The following is a 22,949-nucleotide window of genomic DNA, read 5'->3' as shown; positions in this document are numbered from 1 at the left end:
AACTAATTTATTAAGCTGATTTACCTGCTTTTCTTCTTATTTCTTCACCAACAAACTTAATTCCTTTTCCTTTGTAAGGCTCAGGTTTTCTAAATCCGCGGATTTTTGCAGCTACTTGACCAACAAGTTGTTTATCGAATGATGTTAACTTTACTAATGGGTTCTTTCCTTTTTCTGAAACTGTTTCAACTTTTACTTCTGGAGCAATATTTAAAACAATATTATGAGAAAAACCTAAAGCTAAATCTAATTTTTGTCCTTGGTTAGATGCTCTATAACCTACACCTACCAATTCTAGTTCTTTAGTCCACCCTTTAGATACACCTTCAATCATATTGTGCATTAATGATCTGTATAGACCATGTTTTGCTTTTTGATCTTTAGAATCAGAAGAACGCGTTACTAAAACATTTCCATCTTCTACTTTTATCTCAACAGTATCATAATGTTGAGTTAACTCTCCTAATTTTCCTTTTACAGTTACAACGTTATCTTTAACATCTACTGTTACACCTTCTGGAATGGCTACTGGATTATTTCCTATTCTTGACATTTCTTCTCGGCTTTAAAATTAGTAAACGTAACATAAAACTTCTCCTCCTACATTGTCTCTTTTAGCTTGCTTACCTGTCATAACTCCATGAGAAGTTGAAACAATAGCAATACCAAGACCATTAAGGATTCTAGGCAAATCGTTAGCACCAGCATACTTACGTAAACCTGGTGTACTAATTCTTTGAAGCTTTTTAATTACTGGTTCTTTTGTTTCTTTGTTGTACTTAAGCGCTATTTTAATAGTTCCTTGTACAGTAGAATCATCAAATTTATAACTTAAAATATATCCTTGTTCGAATAATATTTTAGTGATATCTTTTTTAAGATTAGATGCAGGTATCTCAACCACTCTATGGTTTGCACGCACTGCGTTTCTAATTCTTGTTAAATAATCCGCAATTGGATCTGAGTACATAATGAATTGATTTTGTGACTTTGGTTTTCGGTTTATCCCGAACCTTAAATCTGATTATTTAAATAATATTACCAACTTGCTTTTCTAACTCCAGGAATAAGACCTTTATTAGCCATTTCTCTAAACGTAACACGAGAAATTCCAAAATCTCTCATATAACCTTTAGGTCTCCCTGTTAATTTACATCTATTATGCATACGAATTGGGGAAGCATTCTTTGGTAACTTTTGTAATGCTTCATAATCGCCAGCTTCTTTAAGAGCTTTACGTTTTTCGGCATACTTAGCTACTGTTTTAGCTCTTTTTACCTCACGGGCTTTCATTGATTCTTTAGCCATATCTTAGTTCTTTTGAAAAGGTAACCCTAATTCAGTTAATAATGATTTTGCTTCTTTATCTGTATCGGCAGAAGTTACAAATGTAATATCCATACCTGAGATTTTGTTTACCTTGTCGATATTAATCTCTGGAAATATAATTTGCTCAGTAACTCCTAAATTGTAGTTACCTCTTCCGTCGAATCCTGTAGCTTTAATTCCGCTAAAATCTCTTACACGTGGTAAGGCAGAAGTAACTAAACGGTCTAAAAACTCATACATTCTTTCGCCTCGTAAAGTAACTTTAGCACCAATTGGCATGCCTTTACGTAATTTAAAAGATGCAACGTCTTTTTTAGACAATGTTGCTATAGCTTTTTGTCCAGATATAGTAGTTAATTCTTCTACTGCGTAGTCGATTAACTTTTTGTCTGCTACTGCTGCTCCTACTCCTTTAGATATTACTATCTTTTCAAGTTTAGGAACTTGCATTACATTTTTATATCCAAATTCGTCTGTAAGAGCCGCAATTACTCTGCTTTTATACTCTTCTTTAAGTCTAGGTGAATATGCCATAACTATATTACTTCATTAGATTTTGTTGAAAATCTTACTTTTTTATCGGCTTCTATTCTATATCCAACTCTAGTTGTTTCTCCTTTTGAAGTTAACAATGATAAATTAGAAATGTGAATAGCAGCTTCCTTCTCTACGATTCCTCCTTGAGGGTTTTGTGCACTAGGCTTCATGTGTTTCTTCACCATGTTTACCCCCTCAACAATCGCTTTGTTCTTATCTATTAATACCTTTTGTACTTTACCTTCAGATCCTTTATGGTCTCCAGCAATTACTTTTACAGTATCTCCAGTTTTTATTTTAAGCTTTGTCATCTTAATAATGTATTAAAGCACCTCTGGTGCTAATGATACAATTTTCATGAATTGTTTATCACGAAGTTCTCTAGCAACAGGACCAAATACACGTGTTCCTCTCATCTCTCCCGTTGGGTTTAATAAAACACACGCATTATCGTCGAATCTAATATAAGATCCGTCTGGTCTTCTTACTTCTTTTTTAGTACGAACAACTACTGCTGTAGAAACAGCACCTTTTTTAATGTTTCCATTAGGTGTTGCATCTTTTACAGAAACAACTATTTTGTCTCCTACAGAAGCGTATCTTCTTTTAGTACCACCTAGAACACGTATTGTTAATACTTCTTTTGCTCCAGTGTTATCTGCTACCTTTAACCTTGATTCTTGCTGTACCATAATTATTTAGCTCTTTCTATGATTTCAACTAATCTCCAACATTTAGATTTACTTAAAGGTCTTGTTTCCATGATCTTTACAGTATCTCCAATGTTACAATCGTTTGTCTCGTCGTGTGCAACATACTTTTTTGTCTTTAACACGAACTTACCATACATAGGGTGTTTCACTTTTTTAACTTCAGAAACCACAATAGATTTCTGCATTTTGTTACTAGTAACAACTCCTATACGTTCTTTTCTTAAATTTCTTGTTTCCATCTTTCAGCAGAATTATTGTAATTCTCTTTTAGTTAGTTCTGTCGCAATTCTAGCCACGGTACGTCTGATAGTACGTAACTGAATTGGATTCTCTAAAGGAGATATTGCATGAGCCATTTTTAGGTCTGAATAACTTTTTTTAGTCTCACCAAGTTTTTCTTGTAACTCAGCTGTTGATAATTCTTTAATTTCTGATTGTTTCATAATATCAAATAAATTATGCTTCGTAATCGCGAGCAATTAAAAACTTAGTTTTTACAGGTAGCTTTTGTGCTGCTAAACGTAATGCTTCTTTAGCTACGTCTAATGGCACACCACCAACTTCAAATAAAACACGTCCTGGTTTTACAACAGCAACCCAATACTCAACAGCACCTTTACCTTTACCCATACGTACTTCAAGAGGCTTTTTTGTAATAGGCTTGTCTGGAAATATTTTAATCCAAAGTTGCCCTTCTCTTTTCATGTAACGTGTAGCAGCAATACGTGCAGCTTCTATTTGACGAGATGTTATAAACTTAGAGTCTAGTGCTTTTATTCCAAAAGTACCGTTAGAAAGTTGATGCCCTCTTCCAGAGAGACCTTTCATACGTCCTTTCTGTTGCTTACGAAATTTTGTTCTTTTAGGCTGTAACATTTTTTCTTTACTTTATAAAAAATTACTTTCTACGACGTTGGTTAGACTTATTTCCACCACGTCCTCCGGCTCCACCTTTTCCTTGCTTTTTGGATAATCCAACTAGCGGAGAAAGTTCTCTTTTACCATATACTTCACCTTTCATGATCCATACTTTAACACCTAATCTACCATAAGTAGTATGTGCTTCAACTAAAGCATAATCAATATCGGCTCTAAAGGTTGATAAAGGAATACGTCCTTCTTTGTAGTGCTCACTACGTGCCATTTCAGCACCATTTAAACGACCACTAATCTGGATTTTAATTCCTTCTGCATTCATACGCATAGTAGCAGCGATAGCCATTTTAATTGCACGTCTGTATGAAATTCTGTTTTCAATTTGACGCGCAATGCTTGATGCTACTAAAAATGCATCTAGTTCAGGTCTTTTAATTTCAAAGATGTTAATCTGAACTTCTTTCCCGGTAATTTTCTTAAGCTCTTCTTTTAACTTGTCTACCTCTTGACCGCCTTTACCAATAATGATACCTGGGCGAGCCGTTGTGATAGTAACGGTTACAAGCTTTAAAGTTCTTTCAATAATTACTCTACTTACACTAGCTTTAGATAAACGTGCGTGAACGTATTTTCTAATTTTATCATCTTCGGCAAGCTTATCTCCATAATCATTACCTCCGTACCAGTTAGATTCCCATCCTCTGATAATACCTAAGCGATTTCCGATTGGATTTGTTTTTTGTCCCATACTTCTATCTTAGCTTTGTGTGTTATTGTTAGCTCCAACTACTAATGTAACGTGGTTAGAACGTTTTCTTATTCTGTGTGCACGACCTTGAGGTGCCGGACGTAATCTTTTTAACATTGATCCGCTGTCAACTCTAATCTCTTTTACAAATAATTCAGCCTCTTCTATATTAGCCTCTTCGTTTTTAGATTGCCAGTTTGCAATTGCAGACAATAACAATTTCTCTAAACGACCAGAAGCTTCTTTTTGGCTAAATTTTAAGATATTAAGTGCATGTTCTACCTTTTCACCTCTTACTAAATCGGCTACTAAGCGCATTTTTCTTGGTGATGTAGGACAATTATTAAGTTTCGCAAAAGCAACGTGCTTTTTAGCTTCCTTAATAGCGTCTGCCATTTGTTTTTTACGACTTCCCATAGCTTACTACTTTTTACCTTTATTTTTAGCACCTGCATGTCCACGGAATGAACGCGTTGGTGAAAATTCTCCTAACTTATGACCTACCATGTTTTCTGTAACATAAACTGGTACAAATTGACGGCCATTGTGTACTGCGATTGTTTGCCCTACAAAATCTGGAGTAATCATACTGGCTCTAGACCAAGTTTTGATTACTGTTTTCTTGTTAGATTCAACATTAGCAGCTACTTTCTTCTCTAATTTATAATGAACGTAAGGTCCTTTTTTTAATGATCTTGCCATGTCTTATTTCTTTCTACGTTCTACAATATATTTATTACTTGCTTTTGTTTTAGAACGTGTTCTAAATCCTTTAGCTGGAATACCGTTTCTTGAACGTGGGTGTCCTCCTGAAGATTTACCTTCACCACCACCCATTGGATGATCAACTGGATTCATAACTACTGGTCTAGTACGTGGTCTTCTACCTAACCATCTTGTTCTACCTGCTTTACCACCAACTAATAACTGGTGATCGGAATTAGAAACAACTCCTATGGTAGCCATACAGTTAACAAGAACCAATCTTGTTTCACCTGAAGGTAATTTTACGGTAGCAAATTTACCATCTCTTGCCATTAACTGAGCAAAAGCACCTGCACTACGAGCCATAACAGCTCCTTGTCCTGGACGTAATTCTACACAAGAAATAATAGTTCCCAATGGAATTTCACTTAACGGCATTGCATTTCCTATTTCTGGAGCAACACCTTCTAAACCAGATACCACTTTTTGCCCAACCTGTAAACCATTTTGAGCAATTATATATCTTTTCTCACCATCTTGATAATTCAATAATGCGATAAAAGCGGTTCTGTTTGGATCGTATTCGATAGACTTAACTTCTGCTGGGATTCCAGTTTTGTTACGCTTAAAATCGATAATACGATACTTTCTTTTATGACCACCACCTATGTAGCGCATGGTCATTTTTCCTTGACTGTTTCTACCACCAGACTTTTTATTCGGAACGAGCAAGCTCTTTTCCGGCTTATCAGTAGTTATGGCGTCATACCCATTTACTACTCTAAATCGCTGTCCTGGTGTGATTGGTTTTAATTTTCTTACTGACATTGTTGTCTAATTACATGTTACTGTATAAATCAATCATTTCACCTTCCGCCAGTTGTACAATTGCCTTTTTAACAGCATTTGTTTTACCATGTTGAATACCTGTTTTTGTAAAACGGGTTCTTCTATCTGGACGGACATTTATAGTACGAACTTTTTCAACAGAAACGCCATAAGCAGCTTCAACTGCTTTTTTGATTTCTACCTTGTTCGCCTTTGTTTTCACCTCGAAAGTATAGCAATTTCTTAACTCGCTATCAGCAGTCGCTTTTTCTGTGATTATAGGTTTAATTAAGATACTCATCTGTTTCTTATTTACTTAAGTTTGTTTCAATTCCTTCTAAAGCACCTTCTAAAAGCACAACTTGATTTGCGTTTAAAATTTTGTAAGTGCTTAATTCTGAAGATGTTATAACCTCAGACCCTTTTAAATTGCGCGACGACAAATATACGTTATTATTTGACCCACCCAACACAAACAGAGATTTTTTGTTTTCAAGCTCTAACGCTTTTAAGATCGCTGTAAAACTTTTAGTTTTTGGAGCATCAAAATTAAAGTCTTCTAAAACTGTAATTGACTTCTCTCCTGCTTTGATACTTAATGCAGATTTACGCGCTAAGCGCTTAACATTTTTATTAAGTTTGAAGCTGTAGTTTCTTGGTCTTGGTCCGAACATACGGCCTCCTCCTTTAAACACACCAGACTTAATACTACCTGCTCTTGCCGTACCAGTTCCTTTTTGCTTTTTAATCTTACGTGTACTTCCGGCAATCTCTCCTCTTTCTTTAGATTTGTGAGTTCCTTGTCTTTGGTTTGCTAAATATTGTTTAACATCCAAATATACAGCGTGATTATTAGGCTCAATAGCGAACACATCTTTAGAAAGGTCTGCCTTTCTACCTGTGTCTTTTCCGTTTATATCTAAAACTGCTACTTTCATTATTTTCTAATAATTACATAAGCGTTTTTATGTCCAGGCACACAACCTTTAACAACAAGTAGATTCTTTTCAGTTACTACTTTTAACACTTTTAAATTTTGAACTTTTACTGTCTCTCCACCCATTCTTCCGGCCATTTTCATGCCTTTAAAAACTCTTGCAGGGTAAGATGCTGCTCCAATAGATCCTGGCGCTCTTAAACGGTTATGCTGACCGTGAGTAGCTTGACCTACACCACCGAAACCATGACGCTTTACAACACCTTGAAATCCTTTACCTTTAGATGTACCTGAGATATCAACAAATTCTCCTTCGTTGAAGTGTTCTACAGTGATAGCATCTCCTAATTTGTACTCCTCCTCAAAACCTTTAAATTCGACGATTTTACGCTTTACAGAAGTACCCGCTTTTTTAGCATGACCTAAGTCTGCTTTAGTAGCGCTTTTTTCTGTCGCGTCATCGAAACCTAATTGAACAGCTTCATAGCCATCAACTTCTTCGGTTCTGACTTGGGTAACGATACATGGCCCAGCTTCGATTACTGTACAAGGAATGTTTTTCCCGTTTTCATCAAAGATGCTGGTCATACCGATTTTTTTTCCAATTAACCCAGACATTTTAATTTTAGATTTGCGATTGTTGATTTACGATTTCAGAACTATTCTGAACAAAACCTTCAATCAATTATTAATTTACTTATTTAAAAAACTTCAGGGACAAAATACTTTTCGTCCCTGAAATGTATTTTTCCGTTTTTCCCGCGACCGCATCGGTGGGACATGTATATCCTGAACTTGTTTCAGGATCTTTTTATAAATTTGTTTAAGAGATTCCGAAACCAGTTCGGAATTGAAATAAAAGTTTTACTAAACTTTTATTTCAACCTCAACACCACTTGGTAATTCAAGTTTCATTAACGCATCAATTGTTTTTGATGACGAAGAGTAGATATCTAATAACCTCTTATAAGAGCTTAATTGAAATTGTTCTCTTGATTTCTTGTTTACGTGTGGAGAACGTAGTACAGTGAAAATTTTCTTGTGTGTTGGTAATGGAATTGGTCCAGTTACAACAGCTCCAGTACTTTTTACTGTTTTTACAATCTTATCGGCAGACTTATCTACTAAATTGTGATCGTAAGATTTTAATTTTATTCTGATTTTTTGACTCATTTTCTTAGATTTTAAGCTTCAACACCTTTAGCTGCCTTAATTACTTCTTCAGATATATTTGAAGGTGTTTCAGCATAATGTGAAAATTCCATTGTTGATGTCGCACGACCTGATGATAATGTTCTTAATGTTGTAACATATCCGAACATTTCCGAAAGCGGCACAGTTGCTTTTACAGTTTTTGCACCAGCTCTGTCACCCATGTCGCTTACCTGACCTCTTCTTCTATTTAAATCACCTACAATATCACCCATATTTTCTTCAGGAGTAATTACCTCAAGCTTCATAATAGGTTCCATGATTACTGCTTTTGCAGCTTTTGCAGAATTTTTAAATCCAAGTTTTGCAGCCAATTCGAATGATAATTGATCTGAATCCACATCATGGTAAGAACCATCTGTTAATGTTACTTTCATAGCATCAACTTCGTATCCTGCCAATGGACCATTTTGCATAGCCATTTTGAATCCTTTTTCAATTGAAGGGATAAATTCTTTAGGAACGTTACCACCTTTAATTGTTGAAATAAATTCTAATCCAGTTTTTCCTTCTTCTGCAGGTTCCAATGTAAATACAATATCTGCGAATTTACCACGTCCACCAGATTGTTTCTTATAAACTTCTCTGTGTTCTGCACGTTGTGTAATAGCTTCTTTGTACTCTACTTGTGGTTGACCTTGGTTTACTTCAACCTTAAACTCACGCTTAAGACGGTCTACAATAATATCTAAGTGAAGCTCACCCATTCCAGAAATAATAGTCTGTCCTGAAGCTTCGTCTGTTCTTGCTGTAAATGTTGGATCTTCTTCAGCTAATTTCGCCAAAGACATACCTAACTTATCAACATCTGCTTTAGTTTTAGGTTCAACCGCAATACCGATTACTGGGTCTGGGAAGTCCATAGATTCTAAAACGATAGGATTTTTTTCATCAGACATAGTATCACCAGTCTTGATATCTTTAAACCCTACAGCTGCTCCAATATCACCTGCCTCGATAAAATCGATAGCATTTTGTTTATTCGAGTGCATTTGGTAAATACGAGAAATACGCTCCTTCTTACCCGAACGGTTGTTCAAGATATAAGAACCCGCATCTAATCTACCTGAGTAAGCTCTAAAGAATGCTAAACGACCTACGAAAGGATCGGTAGCAATTTTAAACGCTAATGCAGAAAAAGGATCTTTTGCATCTGGTCTACGAATAGCCTCTTCTCCTGTATTTGGGTTTGTTCCTACTATATTATCTCTATCTGTTGGAGAAGGCAAATAACGACATACAGCATCTAATAAGAATTGTACTCCTTTATTTTTAAATGCAGAACCACAAATCATTGGAATGATAGCCATATCCATAACAGCAGCTCTAAGTGCAGCATGCACTTCTTCTTCTGTAATAGAATCTTCATCTTCCATGAATTTCTCTAATAGGTTCTCATCGTAAGTTGCAACTTCTTCAATTAAAAGTGCACGGTACTTACGAGCTTCTTCTTTCATATCTTCTGGAATATCGATAACATCAAAAGTTGCTCCTTGAGTTTCATCATGCCATACTATTGCACGGTTTTTCACTAAATCGATAATTCCTTTAAAGTCTGCTTCGTCTCCAATGTTTAAAACGATTGGCACAGCATTAGACTTTAACATGTCTTTTACTTGTTGACAAACACCTAAAAAGTTAGATCCTTGACGGTCCATTTTATTAACGAAACCAATTCTAGGCACTTTATAGTTATCTGCTAGTCTCCAGTTAGTTTCAGACTGAGGCTCAACACCATCAACTGCACTAAATAAGAATACTAAACCATCAAGTACACGTAAAGAACGGTTTACCTCAACCGTAAAATCTACGTGACCCGGTGTGTCAATTATATTAAAGTGATATCCTTTTGTTTCTGATGTAGGTTGCCCATTTTCAATTGGGAATTTCCACTCACAAGTTGTAGCTGCAGAAGTAATTGTAATACCTCTTTCTTGCTCTTGCTCCATCCAGTCCATTGTAGCAGCACCATCATGTACTTCTCCAATTTTGTGAGACACACCTGTATAATAAAGGATACGCTCTGTAGTAGTGGTTTTTCCTGCATCAATATGTGCAGCAATACCAATATTTCTAGTGTATTTTAAATCTCTTGCCATGTCGTATTAAAATCTAAAGTGAGAGAATGCTTTGTTTGCTTCTGCCATTTTGTGAGTATCAACTCTTTTCTTAACTGCCGCGCCTTCTTCTTTAGCTGCTGCTAAAATTTCCGATGCTAAACGTTGTGCCATAGATTTTTCGTTTCTCTTACGCGCATAGCCAATAAGCCATTTCATTGCAGTAGAAACTTTACGATCTGGACGAATTTGCATTGGAATTTGAAATGTTGCACCACCAACACGACGACTACGTACTTCTACGTGAGGCATCACATTAGATAAAGCATCTTTCCAAGTTTCTAAAGCTGTTTTTTCTTCGTCAGTTTTTTTCGAATCTACAATGTCAATGGCATCGTAGAATACTTTAAAAGCTACAGACTTCTTTCCATCCCACATCATCATATTAACGAAACGAGTTACTAACTGATCGTTAAAACGTGGATCTGGTAAAAGCGGTCTCTTTTTTGCTGCTCTTTTTCTCATGTCTTCTTCTTAAAGTTTTAAATTACTTCTTAGGGCGTTTAGCACCATACTTAGATCTACGTTGTGTTCTACCTGAAACACCTGCTGTGTCTAAAGCACCACGAACGATGTGATATCTAACTCCTGGTAAATCTTTTACCCTTCCACCTCTAACCAATACTATCGAGTGCTCTTGTAGATTATGTCCTTCTCCACCAATGTATGCATTAACCTCGTTACCGTTTGTTAAACGAACCCTTGCTACCTTACGCATTGCTGAGTTAGGTTTTTTAGGAGTTGTCGTGTAAACACGAGTACACACACCACGTCTTTGCGGACAAGAATCTAAAGCAGCCGATTTACTCTTCTTGGTTATTTTGGCTCTTCCTGTTCTTACTAATTGTGAAATTGTTGGCATATATATTATATATAAATTTTAAAATCCTCTTCTAAGAGGGCTGCAAAGGTAGAAATTAAAATGAATAATTCAAATCCTAATTCATTAATTTTCATATCGTAATGATTTTTTGTTTTTCATCCAATGCGGAATACCCATATTTAGCTTTTTATTTTATTCCATTTCGTCTCTAAAACAACTTAAACCATCCAATATTTTTTTCATAAAAAATGAAAGCGATTTTAATAGAATTTTAAAATTATCCTACCATGTATATTATTAAGTCTATGTTTTCCGTTAGATTTACACAATAAATAGATAGTTACAAAGTGCAAAAGGCTTCTTTTTTACTCCTTATTATATATATACTTTTTTCTTCGGAACTGTTTTGCCAAAATTTACACCTTAAAGTTAGTGGCAATACCGAACGCGAAACTAACACTATTGATTCTTTAAACTACTTAAAAACCCATAAAGATTACACATCTATTAGTCATGAGGTAGACTCATTACAAAAAAGGCTTTTTAGAATAGGCTATATTGAAAACGAATTAAAGGACATTACCAAAATAAACGACTCGCTATTCGAAACACAAATCCACTTAAAAAAGAAATTCAATACCATATATATCCACTATGACAAAACAAAAATTAGGCGTTCGCTTTTAGAATCCTTTGCTAAAAATGTTTTTGACGACTATTTTGAATTGGAATTCAGTAAAGTTGAAAGCACCCTCAACTATATCAATACTAAAATTTCCGAAGAAGGATTACCATTCTCTAAATTACGTTTGTCTGATATTAAAATTAAGGACACTTCTAATTTATCAGCTAAACTAATTATCGAATCAAAAGAGAAAAAAAGAACCATCAACAATATTATAATTAAAGGGTATGAAAAATTCCCCAGTTCTTACCTTAAGCATTATTTAAAAATAAAACCATCCCAAGTTTTCGATTTAACCAAAATTAAAAACAAGACCAGCCAATTAAGCAACCTTAGGTTTGCAAAAGAGATTAAGCCTCCCGAAGTATTATTTTCCAAAGACTCCACAACGCTGTACTTGTATCTCGAAAAAGCAAAAAGTAACGCTTTTGATGGCTTTTTAGGTTTTGGCACCAATGAGGAAACAAATAATATAGAATTTGACGGGTACCTAAACTTGAGTTTAATCAATAACTTAAACTATGGAGAAGCATTTAGATTGCAATATAAAAGCGATGAGAATGATCAAAAAACATTTCAAGCCGATTTAACATTACCTTATTTATTCAAGTCGCCAATAGGTGTCGATCTTCTTTTACGGATTTTTAAAAAAGACTCATCATTCACAACCGTAAATCAATCTCTAAAACTACACTATCAAATAAACCCGAAACATAAAGTTTATGCCGGCCTACTTTCTACTGAGTCAAACAATCTTTTAACAGAGAACACATCTTTAACAATTTCAGATTATAAAACGCAATTTTACACACTAGCATACGAGTTTATAAAACCCCAACCATACAGTCTCCTTTTTCCAATAAACTCTAAAGTATATTTAGAAACAAATTTCGGGGAAAGAAAAGCGCAAAACACCCAAGAAGAACAATCTCAATTTTTAGTTGAAGCTTTTAAAATCTTCAATCTAAATAGAAAAAACAGTATTTTTTTTAGACTAAATGGCGCCGCTTTAAATTCTAAAACGTATTTCGAAAACGAATTATTAAGATTTGGAGGCATCAACTCCATAAGAGGGTTTGAAGAAAACAGCCTATTTTCTTCATTATTCGGTTTAATTAATACGGAATATAGATACCAACTTAACAACTCAATCTACATTCACTCCATTATTGATGCTGCTTATTTTGAAAATAAAATTTCAGACACCAAGGAAAAACTTTTTGGCTACGGCTTCGGTTTTGGCATTATTACACAAGCAGGACTATTTAAATTCAACTATGCAAATGGTAAAAGTGAAAACCAAAAATTCAAACTCTCCAATTCTAAAATACATATAAGCCTGATAGCTAATTTCTAGATTTTTTATTCTTTTTCCTACAAAAACCCATACTTACCTCATCAAAGGTCAAAATAAAGTCACAGCATCCAATTTCTCAACACGCTGCATTTAAACACCTTAACACACAAACAAAAGCTACTCCTTTTACTAAATCCCTCTAAGGTAAGCTATTATCCCTTTGGAGTAATTTTTATCATTCATTTTTATAATGACTAATTCAAAATAATTATAAAATGAAAAGAAAATTTAGCGTTAGGCTAACACTGTTTTTAGTGTTGGCCGTGCAACTCGTATTTGCACAAAAAAGGACAGTATCGGGAAAAGTCTCCGATGAAAGTGGACTCCCCCTCCCCGGTGCTTCTATCCTGGAAAAAGGCACAACTAATGGCACCTCTACAAATTTCGATGGAAAGTATTCAATTAATGTAGATCAAGGTGCCATTCTTGTATTCAGCTTTGTAGGATACACTAGCCAGGAAATCACTGTGAGCTCTTCAAATACCGTAAACGTGGTCTTACAAGAAGATTCTTCTGTATTAGACGAAGTGGTTATCACAGCTCTTGGTATTTCCAGAGACAAGAAGTCTTTAGGATATGCAACCCAGGAAGTTAAGGGAGAACAACTTACCACTATAAAGAACGGCAATTTCGCAAACGCAATTTCTGGTAAAGCTTCCGGTATTAAAATTACCAGAACAAACAATCTGGGCGGCTCCACCAATGTCCTAATTAGAGGTAACACCTCCCTTACCGGTAACAACCAGGCATTGTTTGTTATTGATGGCATACCCATTAGCAATAGAAACACAAACACAAGAAGCCAGGAACAAGCTGGTGGTGGTAGTTACGATTATGGCAACGCTGCCTCAGACATTAATCCTGATGACATTGAATCTGTAAACGTTTTAAAAGGTGCCGCTGCATCTGCCCTTTACGGATCCCGGGCAGCCAACGGTGTTATTATGATCACAACTAAGAAAGGTAGAAAATCAAAAGGTTACGGAGTTAGCATAAGTTCTGGCGTTGCCTTTGGATCAATTGACAAAAGTACTTTTGTTAAATACCAAAAAGATTACGGTGGCGGTTACGGTCCTTACTATGGTGATTGTGAATGTTTATATTGGAATAACAATATTGATATTGATGGAGATGGATTACTTGACATTTCTGTACCTTTTTCAGAAGATGCCTCTTATGGTGCCAGATTCGATCCCAACCTATTAATATTTCAATGGGATGCTTTAGACCCAGACAACCCAAACTACAGAAAAGCCACTCCATGGATTAATGCTAAAAATGGTCCTATAACTTTTTTCGAAACACCAGTAACTTTAACAAACTCGGTATCTTTAGATGGTGCAGGCGAAGAAGGATCGTTCAGAATCAACTACACCAATTTCGATCAAAAGGGACTAATGCCTAACAGCTCACTAAAAAGACATAACTTCACTATGAGCGGAAGTCATAACTTTAATAAAAAACTACATGCAACAGGCTACGCTAGTTATATTAAAACAAATGGTCTTGGTAGAAATTCTACAGGGTATAATGACAATATACTTGGAGGTTTCAGACAATGGTGGCAAACCAACGTAGATGTTCAGCAACAAAAAGATATATACTTTGCCACGAAAAGAAACGTAACCTGGAACCCGAAAAGCGCCAGTAACCTAACTCCAATTTACTGGGACAACCCATATTGGACACGTTATGAAAATTATCAAACAGATGAGAGAAACAGATTTATAGGTAATGCCTCTTTAACATACGATTTAAAAGACTGGTTAACAATAACAGGCAGAATTGCCACCGACACCTACAATGAGTTACAAGAAGAAAGACGGCAAATAGGAAGTGTACCAACTGCTTTTGGTATTGGAATTGGAAGGGACGGCAGTATTCAAAGAAACACTGTAGAATCGGGTTACTTGAGAAGAGATATTACTGCAACTGAAACCAACTACGATTTAATGTTCAATATTGACAAGGACTTAAATGACAACCTTAATTTAAAAGCCTTATTAGGTATTAACATTAACAGAAGAGAGTTTAGTCGTTTAACTTCTGCGACACAAGGAGGCCTTGGCGTACCAGGTCTTTATACATTAAAAAACAGTAAAGGCCCATTAGCCTTACCCGTAGAAACGGTATGGAAAAACGGCACCGACGGTATTTATGCCAGTGCTTCGTTAGGATATCAGGATACATACTATATCGATGCAACCATAAGAAGGGATCATGTATCTACACTACCAAAAGACAATAGTTCTTTTTACTATCCCGGAATATCCGGAAGTTTCATCTTTAGTAAATTAATAGACGTAGATTGGTTAACTTTTGGTAAATTCAATACAAACTATGCAGAAGTTGGAAATGGTGCTTCCGGACCTAATCAATTAGTAGATTACTATGATGTTAATATTCCTATCGGATCACCAAGCACCTCCATAAACAACACAAAAAACAATCCAAATCTAAAACCAGAACGAACGAAAAGTTACGAGTTTGGCTTTGAGCTGGATTTCTTTCAAAACCGTTTAGGGATAGATGCAACCTATTATCACTCCAAATCCATTGATCAAATTGCCGGTGTGAGAGTTTCAGAAGCAACAGGTTTTTTATATAAAAAAATTAACGCTGGTGAAATAGAAAACAAAGGAATAGAGATGACCTTATCTGGAACCCCCATAAAAAATGACAACTTTACATGGAACGTCAATGTAAACTGGACGAGAAACAGAAATAAGGTTCTATCACTTGCCGAAGGTTTACAAACCTTACAGCTAGGAAGTTTTCAAGGCGGTATCACAATTAATGCTGAAGTTGGTAAACCTTATGGCGTTATTTATGGTTCAGACTATACCTACCTAAATCCAGATAACCCCAAAGCCAGTGAGCGACTTATTGATCCAGTAAGCGGGCAATATTTAAAAACATCTACATCAGATCATGTTATTGGTGATTCTAACCCGGATTGGCAAATGGGTATTAGTAACAACTTTATTTACAAAAACCTTTCGTTAAGCTTTTTAATCGATATCCAAAAAGGCGGAAGCATATGGTCTCTTGATCAATACTACGGTCTTGCAACCGGATTACCAGCAGAGACATCCTTTATTAACGACCTGGGTAACCCTGTTAGAAACCCAATTACCGGAACCCCAGAAAACTATGGAGCAGATAGTGGAGGTTTTATCAATCAAGGTGTAAATCCTGATGGCTCTGTAAACCAAACACGTATTAGAACCGATAGATTTGGAGCATGGGGATACAGAAGAGGTTTACCGGACAGAGCTTTTTCATATGACGCAGGATATGTAAAGTTAAGAGAAGTAGCGCTTACATATAATGTACCTGAAAATCTAGTTAAAGATTGGTTTATTACCGGAGCTTCGTTTAGCCTAGTAGGTTCCAATCTATGGATCATTGATAAAGACCTACCACATGCCGATCCGGAATCCGGACTGGGAGCAGGAAACTTACAAGGTTACACAACAGGATCGCTTCCAACTACGAGAGATATTGGAATAAATATTAAACTACAATTCTAAAAACTTAAACCATGAAAAACATATATATCATTGCGATAGCATTTTTAATGGTGTCGTGTTCCAGCAACTTAGAGGATTTAAACAAAAACAATAAAGACCCCGAAACCGTTTCTGGAGAATCACTTTTTACTGGAGCTCAAAAAGCCCTAGTTGATCAAATTGTGCAAATAAATGTAAATGAAAACAACACGAAGCTTTGGGCTCAGTTTTTACAAGAAACCACATATACAGATGAAAGCAATTACGATCAGGTAACCAGAACGATTCCTGAAAATCTTTGGAGTGCCATTTACAGAGATGCATTAAAGGATTTAGATGAAGCCGGCAAGATAATTGTCGAGACATTTTATTTTAGTCCGGAAGACGAATACACAAACAATAAGTTGATGATTATCGAAATCATGAAAGTGTATGCCTATAGTCATTTAGTTGAAACTTTTGGCAACATTCCATATTCTGAATCTTTAAATATAGATATTTTAACGCCCGCTTATGATGATGGCATAACTATTTATAAAGACTTAATTGCAAGATTAACCACTGCAATTGAAGCTTTAGACACCAGCAAAAAAAGTTTTATTGCTGGCGACAACATCTATAAAGGAGATGTTGCTAGTTGGAAAAAGTTTGCTAACTCCTTAAAGCTAAGAATGGGAATGCTTCTGGCGGATACTGACGATGCATTCGCCAAAACAACAGTAGAATCTGCCATAGCTAGTGGAATTATTACCAATAGTGAAGAAAATGCTCATATGCACTACTTACCCTCTGCCCCTAACACCCATCCGGTACACGCCAATGTAGTGCTTAGCGGACGAAACGATTTTGTTGCCGGAGAGACCTTAATAGATATAATGAACACACTTAACGATCCAAGAAGACCTTTATGGTTTACTACAGTTGGAGGCATATACGTTGGTGGAAAGATAGGAAGCACTTCGTCTTATGCCAGTCACTCTCATTTATCAGAACAGATTGTAGCTGCTGACGCCCCTGGTGTTATAATGACATATTCAGAAGTGCAATTTCTATTAGCAGAAGGTGCTGAAAGAGGCTATGATACAGGAGACACAGCTGCTAATCATTATACTAATGGCATTAGAGCTTCTATAAACGAATGGGGAGGAAGCACTGCAGATGCTAATACTTATCTAGCACAGCCTTCGGTTGATTATAATACATTAACAGGAACTCAAACCTGGAAGCAAGTTATAGGCACTCAAAGATGGATCTCGTTATTTAACAGAGGCCCAGAAGCATGGACATCCATTAGAACAATGGATTATCCAGTATTGGCAACACCAGCAGAAGCTGTATCTGGATTTCCGAATAGATATACATATCCAATTGTAGAGCAAACTGTTAATGCTGCTAATTATTCGGCTGCATCATCTGCAATCGGAGGAGACTTACCAGAAACAAAATTATTCTGGGATAAGTTTTAAAACAGCACCTCAATAACACCAAAAAAGGCCTCAAAAGTTTTTTACAGTATAGTTTGCCAAATTACCAAAACCAATATTAACTATCAATTAGGTTAAAACAAAACAACAAATTTGGCATAATTTTAAACTCACTTTTGAGGTCTACACCCCGGCACTTTAACAATTGTAGCTCTCTTAACCCATACACAAAGACAGCCGCCTCTTGCTTATATAAAAAAAGTTTTAATTTAAGTTAAAACAATCCTAAATATCGTCTCAAAAAAACCTGTTTAATGATTATTATTCTTTTATCACAATACTTCTTATTTTAGAAACAATTTCCCACGTTAAATCACAAAACATTAAACTTTTAATAATTTTAGTTGTTTTGTATCTAATTTTTTATGACTTTTATAACCGACTAATTCAAAATAATTATATAATGAAAACAAAGTTTAGTGTTATGCTAACGCTTTTTCTAGCGTTAGCTGTGCAACTCGCGTTTGCACAAGAAAAGACAATTTCAGGTGTGATTTCAGATGAATCTGGCCTCCCACTCCCTGGAGCAAGTGTCTTAGTTAAAGGTACAAAGACCGGTACCTCATCCAATTTTGATGGTAGATATTCTATTAGAGCTTCTCAAGGGCAATCTCTTGTCTTTAGTTTTGTAGGGTATTCAACCAAAGAAATTATAATTGGAGCTTCAAATACAATAGATATTACACTAATAGAAGATGCTGAATCCTTACAAGAAGTAATTGTTACGGGTACCGCAAAAGGTAGATCCATTAAAGAATTGAGTTTTGCTTTAGGACAAGTAAACAATGAGCTTTTAGATAATGTTCCAGCCACATCGGCGGGTCAAGCACTTCAAGGTAAAATATCAGGTCTAAACATTTCTCCTTCTGGAGGACAGCCAGGTAGTGATGTCAGTATCCAATTAAGAACGGCTAATTCAATAGCTACAGGTCAAAACCCTCTAATTATATTAGATGGAGTAATTTTAGAAGGAGGACTTGCAGACATCAACACGGAAGACATTGACCGTATTGAGGTAGCTAAAGGTGCAGCGGGAGCTTCATTATATGGATCTCGAGCAGCAAATGGTGTTATCCAAATATTTTCTAAACGCGGTAAATACAGTGACAAAGTTAATGTTACCTACAGATCAGAACTTGGTTGGAGAAATGTGAATTCTGAATATGACTTGGCGACAACACATAAGTTCTTAATGCTTCCTGATGGTTCTAATTTTGATTTATCAACAGGTTCAAGACAACTTGATCCAGATGGGTTTGCTGATAATCCATATCCAGCTGGTAGCACCTTATATGATAATCAAGATAGAGTCTTTCAAACTGGTCATTTCAACAGTCATTTTGCTTCTATAAATGGAGGAGGTGAAACTGCTAGATATTTATTCTCTTATTCAAGACTTGATGATGAAGGAATTATTAAAGAAGTTGATAACTACAGAAGAGATAATTTTAGATTAAATTTAGATAGTAAATTATCTGAGAAATTAAACGTGAAAACCTCCCTTTTTTATGGTAATTCAAGTAGAGATGCTGGAATTAATTCTGGCTCTACATTAAATGCTCTTTTCGCTACATTAATGACAGAGCCAATACATGATATGTTAGCTCCTAATGAAGAAGATGGCTCGCCTTACAATTATGATTTTGATACTATTGATGGTAATAACAGAAATCCACTTTATTCTTTGGCTAATAATGACAGAGAAGAACGAAGAAATAGAGTTTTAGGTAATGTGGCGTTAGATTATGAAGTTATGCCATGGCTAACTTTAAACGGCTCATATTCTTACGACTACGAAAACAACACCTTTGAAAACTATATACCAAAAGGCTACTTATCTGATAGTCCTGATGGGCAAGCTCAAAATATAGGATTTATTCAAAGATCCAATTTCAACGGCCGTGCACAAAATATAAGATTCAATGCTTTATTTTCTAAGGCATTTGGTGAAGATGACGCTTTTAATTTAAACTTAAGATTAAGTTACTTAAATGAAAGGTATAATAGTACTTTTAATAATTCAGAAGGGTATAATTTGGCAGTGTCTGATATTCGTTCATTAGATAACATAAAAGACAGACCCGCTCTAGCTTCTGAATCTCAGACTATCATCTCTGATAGTTATTTTGCAATTGCTGATATTGATTACAAAAAGAAATATATTTTTAGTGGGGTTGTAAGACGAGAAGGATCTTCTTTATTTGGACCTGACACCAGATGGGCCAATTACTTTAGAGCAAGTTTAGCTTATAGATTAACAGAGGACTTCGAGATTCCAGGTGTTCAAGAATTAAAACTAAGAGCATCTTACGGTACGGCTGGTATTAGACCAACTTATGAAATGCGTTTTGAAACATTTACATTAAGAAATGGAGCAGCTACTAAATCTACTATAGGTAATAACGAATTAAAACCTGCAAAAACAGGTGAGATGGAATTAGGTATTAATATAGATTTCTTAGATCGCTTTAATTTTGAATTTAACTATGTTAAAGCTATAACTGATGATCAAATTCTTAATGTACCATTATCAGCGGCTACAGGTTTTGGTTCTCAGTGGAGAAATGCTGGAGAAATAGAAGGTACAACTCTTGAAGCTTCTTTAAACTATGATATTATTAGAAATAATGACTTCTCATGGAATTTGGGCATAGTTTGGGATAAATCTAAACAAGAAATTACTCGCCTAGATGTACCATCATACCTCACTGGACCAGGAACTCAGAACACAACCTTCTTTAGAGTAGAAGAAGGCCAAAACTTTGGTATTATGTATGGTTCTGATTTTATTAGATCTTTATCAGATTTGCCAGCCGGTCTTGATCCTAATGATTACCAAGTAAATGCTGAGGGTTATGTGGTTGATGCGGCAACTGGATCGACCCCTGTAGCGAGAGTTGATGATGAAGGTAACGCATTTTTTGTGATTGGTGATATTACTCCAGATTTTAGAATGGGTATAAATACCACTTTAAAATATAAAAATTTATCATTATACACACTGTTTGATTGGAAACAAGGTGGTGACATTTATAATAGAACCAATCAATGGTTATATCGTGATACAAGACATGCTGTTTCTGCAAATTCACAAGTTCCAGCTGCTTTCTATGCAGGACTATACAATACAGGGAATCCAAGTTCTGGTTTTATAGAAGATGGTTCGTTTGTAAAACTGAGAGAACTTTCTCTCTACTATACACTTGACGGTGAAAAGATGGGGAACATTGGTAACTTTATAGAGAGAATGAGAATAGGATTCATAGGAAGAAACTTAATTACATGGACTGACTATACTGGTTTCGATCCTGAAATTACTAATCAAGCTGAAGCAGGTAGATCAGACTTAACCAGTAGAGATACTAATGGTCTTGGTAATGATGCAAATACGCCTGGTGGTGACCCTAATGTATTTAAGGTAGATAACTTTCCTTATCCTACTACTAGATCGTATAGCTTTTCTATACAATTAAACTTTTAAAAAAAAACAAAATGAAAATATTAAAATTTAACAATATTATTATATGTATGAGTTTTATACTCATGTTTATATCATGTTCTGGTGAAATGGATGCTGTTAAAAACCTTAACAATCCAGATACACAACAGGTACTATCTGTCGGTTCTGATTTAAATGCAGTTGTAGGAGGCGGCTATACAACCTGGTGGCAAGCCAATAATAGAGATACATATGCAGCTTTGGCGGTTGCCGGTGATCATGGAACTGCTTCTTGGGGTAACTATGGGATGAGATCTTTATCATGGGAGCCAAGAAACCCGATACTTAATGCTGCTTCTTGGGCAGACGCAAACGTTGTTGAACAACCATGGCAAGGTAATTATGCATCTATCTCGTCTGCAAACGATGTTTTAGGCGCCATAAATAACGACGGTATTGAATGGATTGAAAGCGGTGTAGACAGAACGCCTCAGGTTAAGGCTTCTGCACATTTTTTAAGAGGTCTATCCTATGGTTATTTAGGATTACTTTTTGAAAAAGGTTTTATTGTTGATGAGAATACTGACCTTTCACAAAAATTGCCATTTGTTGGTTACCAAGAGTTAATTGCACAAGCCATAACAGATTTAGACGCAGCAATCGCTATAGCAAATAGTAACGACTTTACAATTACTGACAACTTTATAAATGGTATTATGCCAACAAGTGCGGAATTAATAAAGATCTCTAATTCTTTTAAAGCACGGTTTATTGTACAATCAGCTAGAAATCTTGATGAGACTAATGCTATTGACTGGAACACTATAAAGACCCTTGCCGAAAATGGTATAACCCAAGATTTTGGGCCAACAGGAGATAATGGAGTAATTTGGTGGAGTAATGTTTTTGTTTTTAGCGAATCACCAAATGGTTTTGGAACTTTTGGAGGACGATTAGATATGAGAGTTGTTAATTTACTGGATCCTAGTCAACCAGAATTCTATCCAGCCACACCTGGTGATGTTTTAGATAACCCAGAAATGACCACACCTGATGCTAGAGTTGGAGATGGCAAGGATTTTGAATTTAGATCAAATATTGTCTTCTTCCCTGATAGAGGTCAGTTTCATTTTTCCCACTATATTAGTATGCGTTATGCTAATGATGATAACTTTTCAGACGGGTCAGATTCTAAGCAACTTAAATCATTTATGCTTGAGGACAATAGATTATTATTAGCTGAAGCACAAGCCAGATTAGATGATCTTGGAGGAGCTGTGAGCACTGTTAATGAAAGCTCTAGAGTGACTAGAGGTGAATTACCTCCTTTAGCAGGCGGAGCTTCCAAAACGGAAATAATGGATGCTATTTTTTACGAGCGTTATGTAGAATTATTCAATTCAGGTTGTGGATCTGGATTCTTTGACAGAAGAAGAACCAATCAATTACAAGTTGGAACTTTCAGACACTTCCCTGTACCCGCTACAGAGTTGCAGGTAATTCAAGAAGAATTATATACATTTGGAGGTGTAACTATAGATCCAACTGGTGTTGTACCACATTTTGATATTACTGCTGCACCCGCTAGAACTGACGACACAAACATACCAACTTTTAACTAAAAAAAATCTATTAGTTTAAAACCAT

General features: G+C 35.7%; 25 protein-coding genes. 5 read left to right on the top strand and 20 right to left on the bottom strand.

The features are described from left to right. Window positions 1-10: 10 nt before the first annotated feature. The 20 genes from rplF to rpsL all read right to left on the bottom strand — a co-directional run bounded on the left by rplF (window position 11) and on the right by rpsL (window position 10,864). On the bottom strand, window positions 11-553 hold the full coding sequence (gene rplF / locus C1H87_RS17255; RefSeq protein ID WP_102757009.1) for a 50S ribosomal protein L6: 543 nt from the start codon (window positions 551-553) through the stop codon (window positions 11-13). 18 nt (window positions 554-571) lie between these two features. Continuing rightward, the gene (rpsH, locus tag C1H87_RS17250) at window positions 572-970 is read right to left on the bottom strand and encodes a 30S ribosomal protein S8 (RefSeq protein WP_102757008.1); all 399 of its coding nucleotides are present in this window, start codon (window positions 968-970) and stop codon (window positions 572-574) included. A 68-nt stretch (window positions 971-1,038) separates the two neighbouring features. After that, window positions 1,039-1,308 (bottom strand): 30S ribosomal protein S14, encoded by a 270-nt coding sequence (gene rpsN, locus C1H87_RS17245; RefSeq protein WP_102757007.1) that lies wholly within the window; start codon window positions 1,306-1,308, stop codon window positions 1,039-1,041. A gap of 3 nt (window positions 1,309-1,311) precedes the next feature. Beyond that, the gene (gene rplE / locus C1H87_RS17240; RefSeq protein WP_102757006.1) at window positions 1,312-1,863 is read right to left on the bottom strand and encodes a 50S ribosomal protein L5; all 552 of its coding nucleotides are present in this window, start codon (window positions 1,861-1,863) and stop codon (window positions 1,312-1,314) included. Between the two features lie 2 nt (window positions 1,864-1,865). After that, on the bottom strand, window positions 1,866-2,177 hold the full coding sequence (gene rplX, locus C1H87_RS17235; protein WP_102757005.1) for a 50S ribosomal protein L24: 312 nt from the start codon (window positions 2,175-2,177) through the stop codon (window positions 1,866-1,868). Between the two features lie 12 nt (window positions 2,178-2,189). Next, the gene (gene rplN, locus C1H87_RS17230) at window positions 2,190-2,558 is read right to left on the bottom strand and encodes a 50S ribosomal protein L14 (protein ID WP_019386277.1); all 369 of its coding nucleotides are present in this window, start codon (window positions 2,556-2,558) and stop codon (window positions 2,190-2,192) included. 2 nt (window positions 2,559-2,560) lie between these two features. Continuing rightward, the gene (gene rpsQ, locus C1H87_RS17225) at window positions 2,561-2,818 is read right to left on the bottom strand and encodes a 30S ribosomal protein S17 (protein WP_054729566.1); all 258 of its coding nucleotides are present in this window, start codon (window positions 2,816-2,818) and stop codon (window positions 2,561-2,563) included. Window positions 2,819-2,830: 12 nt separating this feature from the next. Further along, window positions 2,831-3,022, bottom strand: coding sequence for a 50S ribosomal protein L29 (rpmC, locus tag C1H87_RS17220; protein ID WP_102757004.1), 192 nt, complete (start codon window positions 3,020-3,022; stop codon window positions 2,831-2,833). Between the two features lie 13 nt (window positions 3,023-3,035). Continuing rightward, window positions 3,036-3,455, bottom strand: coding sequence for a 50S ribosomal protein L16 (gene rplP, locus C1H87_RS17215; RefSeq protein ID WP_102757003.1), 420 nt, complete (start codon window positions 3,453-3,455; stop codon window positions 3,036-3,038). 22 nt (window positions 3,456-3,477) lie between these two features. Next, window positions 3,478-4,203: a 30S ribosomal protein S3 gene (gene rpsC / locus C1H87_RS17210; RefSeq protein ID WP_102757002.1), complete on the bottom strand. Its 726-nt coding sequence runs from the start codon at window positions 4,201-4,203 to the stop codon at window positions 3,478-3,480. Window positions 4,204-4,212: 9 nt separating this feature from the next. Next, on the bottom strand, window positions 4,213-4,620 hold the full coding sequence (rplV, locus tag C1H87_RS17205; RefSeq protein ID WP_102757001.1) for a 50S ribosomal protein L22: 408 nt from the start codon (window positions 4,618-4,620) through the stop codon (window positions 4,213-4,215). 6 nt (window positions 4,621-4,626) lie between these two features. Next, a complete protein-coding gene (gene rpsS, locus C1H87_RS17200; RefSeq protein ID WP_054851677.1) occupies window positions 4,627-4,905 on the bottom strand; it encodes a 30S ribosomal protein S19 in 279 nt (92 codons plus the stop codon). A 3-nt stretch (window positions 4,906-4,908) separates the two neighbouring features. After that, window positions 4,909-5,736, bottom strand: coding sequence for a 50S ribosomal protein L2 (rplB, locus tag C1H87_RS17195; RefSeq protein ID WP_102757000.1), 828 nt, complete (start codon window positions 5,734-5,736; stop codon window positions 4,909-4,911). Window positions 5,737-5,746: 10 nt separating this feature from the next. Beyond that, entirely contained in the window at window positions 5,747-6,037 is a 291-nt protein-coding gene (gene rplW / locus C1H87_RS17190; protein ID WP_102756999.1) for a 50S ribosomal protein L23, read from the bottom strand. A 7-nt stretch (window positions 6,038-6,044) separates the two neighbouring features. Then, window positions 6,045-6,674: a 50S ribosomal protein L4 gene (rplD, locus tag C1H87_RS17185; protein WP_102756998.1), complete on the bottom strand. Its 630-nt coding sequence runs from the start codon at window positions 6,672-6,674 to the stop codon at window positions 6,045-6,047. After that, window positions 6,674-7,291, bottom strand: a complete 618-nt coding sequence (gene rplC, locus C1H87_RS17180; protein WP_102756997.1) for a 50S ribosomal protein L3 — start codon at window positions 7,289-7,291, stop codon at window positions 6,674-6,676. The genes rplD and rplC overlap by 1 nt, the downstream gene beginning before the upstream one ends. 249 nt (window positions 7,292-7,540) lie before the next feature. Continuing rightward, complete coding sequence (gene rpsJ / locus C1H87_RS17175) at window positions 7,541-7,846, bottom strand: 30S ribosomal protein S10 (protein ID WP_007650482.1); 306 nt, start codon at window positions 7,844-7,846, stop codon at window positions 7,541-7,543. Window positions 7,847-7,857: 11 nt separating this feature from the next. Next, window positions 7,858-9,984 carry an elongation factor G gene (gene fusA, locus C1H87_RS17170; protein ID WP_102756996.1) on the bottom strand — a complete coding sequence of 709 codons (2,127 nt, stop codon included), beginning with the start codon at window positions 9,982-9,984 and terminating at the stop codon, window positions 7,858-7,860. A 6-nt stretch (window positions 9,985-9,990) separates the two neighbouring features. Next, on the bottom strand, window positions 9,991-10,467 hold the full coding sequence (gene rpsG / locus C1H87_RS17165) for a 30S ribosomal protein S7 (protein WP_102756995.1): 477 nt from the start codon (window positions 10,465-10,467) through the stop codon (window positions 9,991-9,993). Window positions 10,468-10,489: 22 nt separating this feature from the next. Next, a complete protein-coding gene (rpsL, locus tag C1H87_RS17160; RefSeq protein ID WP_102756994.1) occupies window positions 10,490-10,864 on the bottom strand; it encodes a 30S ribosomal protein S12 in 375 nt (124 codons plus the stop codon). Between the two features lie 308 nt (window positions 10,865-11,172). Here rpsL and C1H87_RS17155 point away from each other — a divergent pair, with 308 nt between their 5' ends. The 5 genes from C1H87_RS17155 to C1H87_RS17135 all read left to right on the top strand — a co-directional run bounded on the left by C1H87_RS17155 (window position 11,173) and on the right by C1H87_RS17135 (window position 22,924). Next, window positions 11,173-12,867, top strand: a complete 1,695-nt coding sequence (locus C1H87_RS17155; protein WP_102756993.1) for a POTRA domain-containing protein — start codon at window positions 11,173-11,175, stop codon at window positions 12,865-12,867. Between the two features lie 215 nt (window positions 12,868-13,082). After that, window positions 13,083-16,400, top strand: coding sequence for a SusC/RagA family TonB-linked outer membrane protein (locus C1H87_RS17150; protein WP_102756992.1), 3,318 nt, complete (start codon window positions 13,083-13,085; stop codon window positions 16,398-16,400). An 11-nt stretch (window positions 16,401-16,411) separates the two neighbouring features. After that, the gene (locus C1H87_RS17145; protein WP_102756991.1) at window positions 16,412-17,845 is read left to right on the top strand and encodes a SusD/RagB family nutrient-binding outer membrane lipoprotein; all 1,434 of its coding nucleotides are present in this window, start codon (window positions 16,412-16,414) and stop codon (window positions 17,843-17,845) included. Between the two features lie 421 nt (window positions 17,846-18,266). Beyond that, window positions 18,267-21,344 (top strand): SusC/RagA family TonB-linked outer membrane protein, encoded by a 3,078-nt coding sequence (locus C1H87_RS17140; protein WP_102756990.1) that lies wholly within the window; start codon window positions 18,267-18,269, stop codon window positions 21,342-21,344. Between the two features lie 11 nt (window positions 21,345-21,355). Beyond that, window positions 21,356-22,924 (top strand): RagB/SusD family nutrient uptake outer membrane protein, encoded by a 1,569-nt coding sequence (locus C1H87_RS17135; protein WP_102756989.1) that lies wholly within the window; start codon window positions 21,356-21,358, stop codon window positions 22,922-22,924. Window positions 22,925-22,949: the final 25 nt, after the last annotated feature.

Source organism: Flavivirga eckloniae (genome assembly GCF_002886045.1).
In the GTDB taxonomy this organism is placed as follows: Bacteria; Bacteroidota; Bacteroidia; order Flavobacteriales; family Flavobacteriaceae; genus Flavivirga; species Flavivirga eckloniae.
Note: the sequence above shows the minus strand (reverse complement) of the source record. Positions and strands in the feature narration are given on the sequence as shown.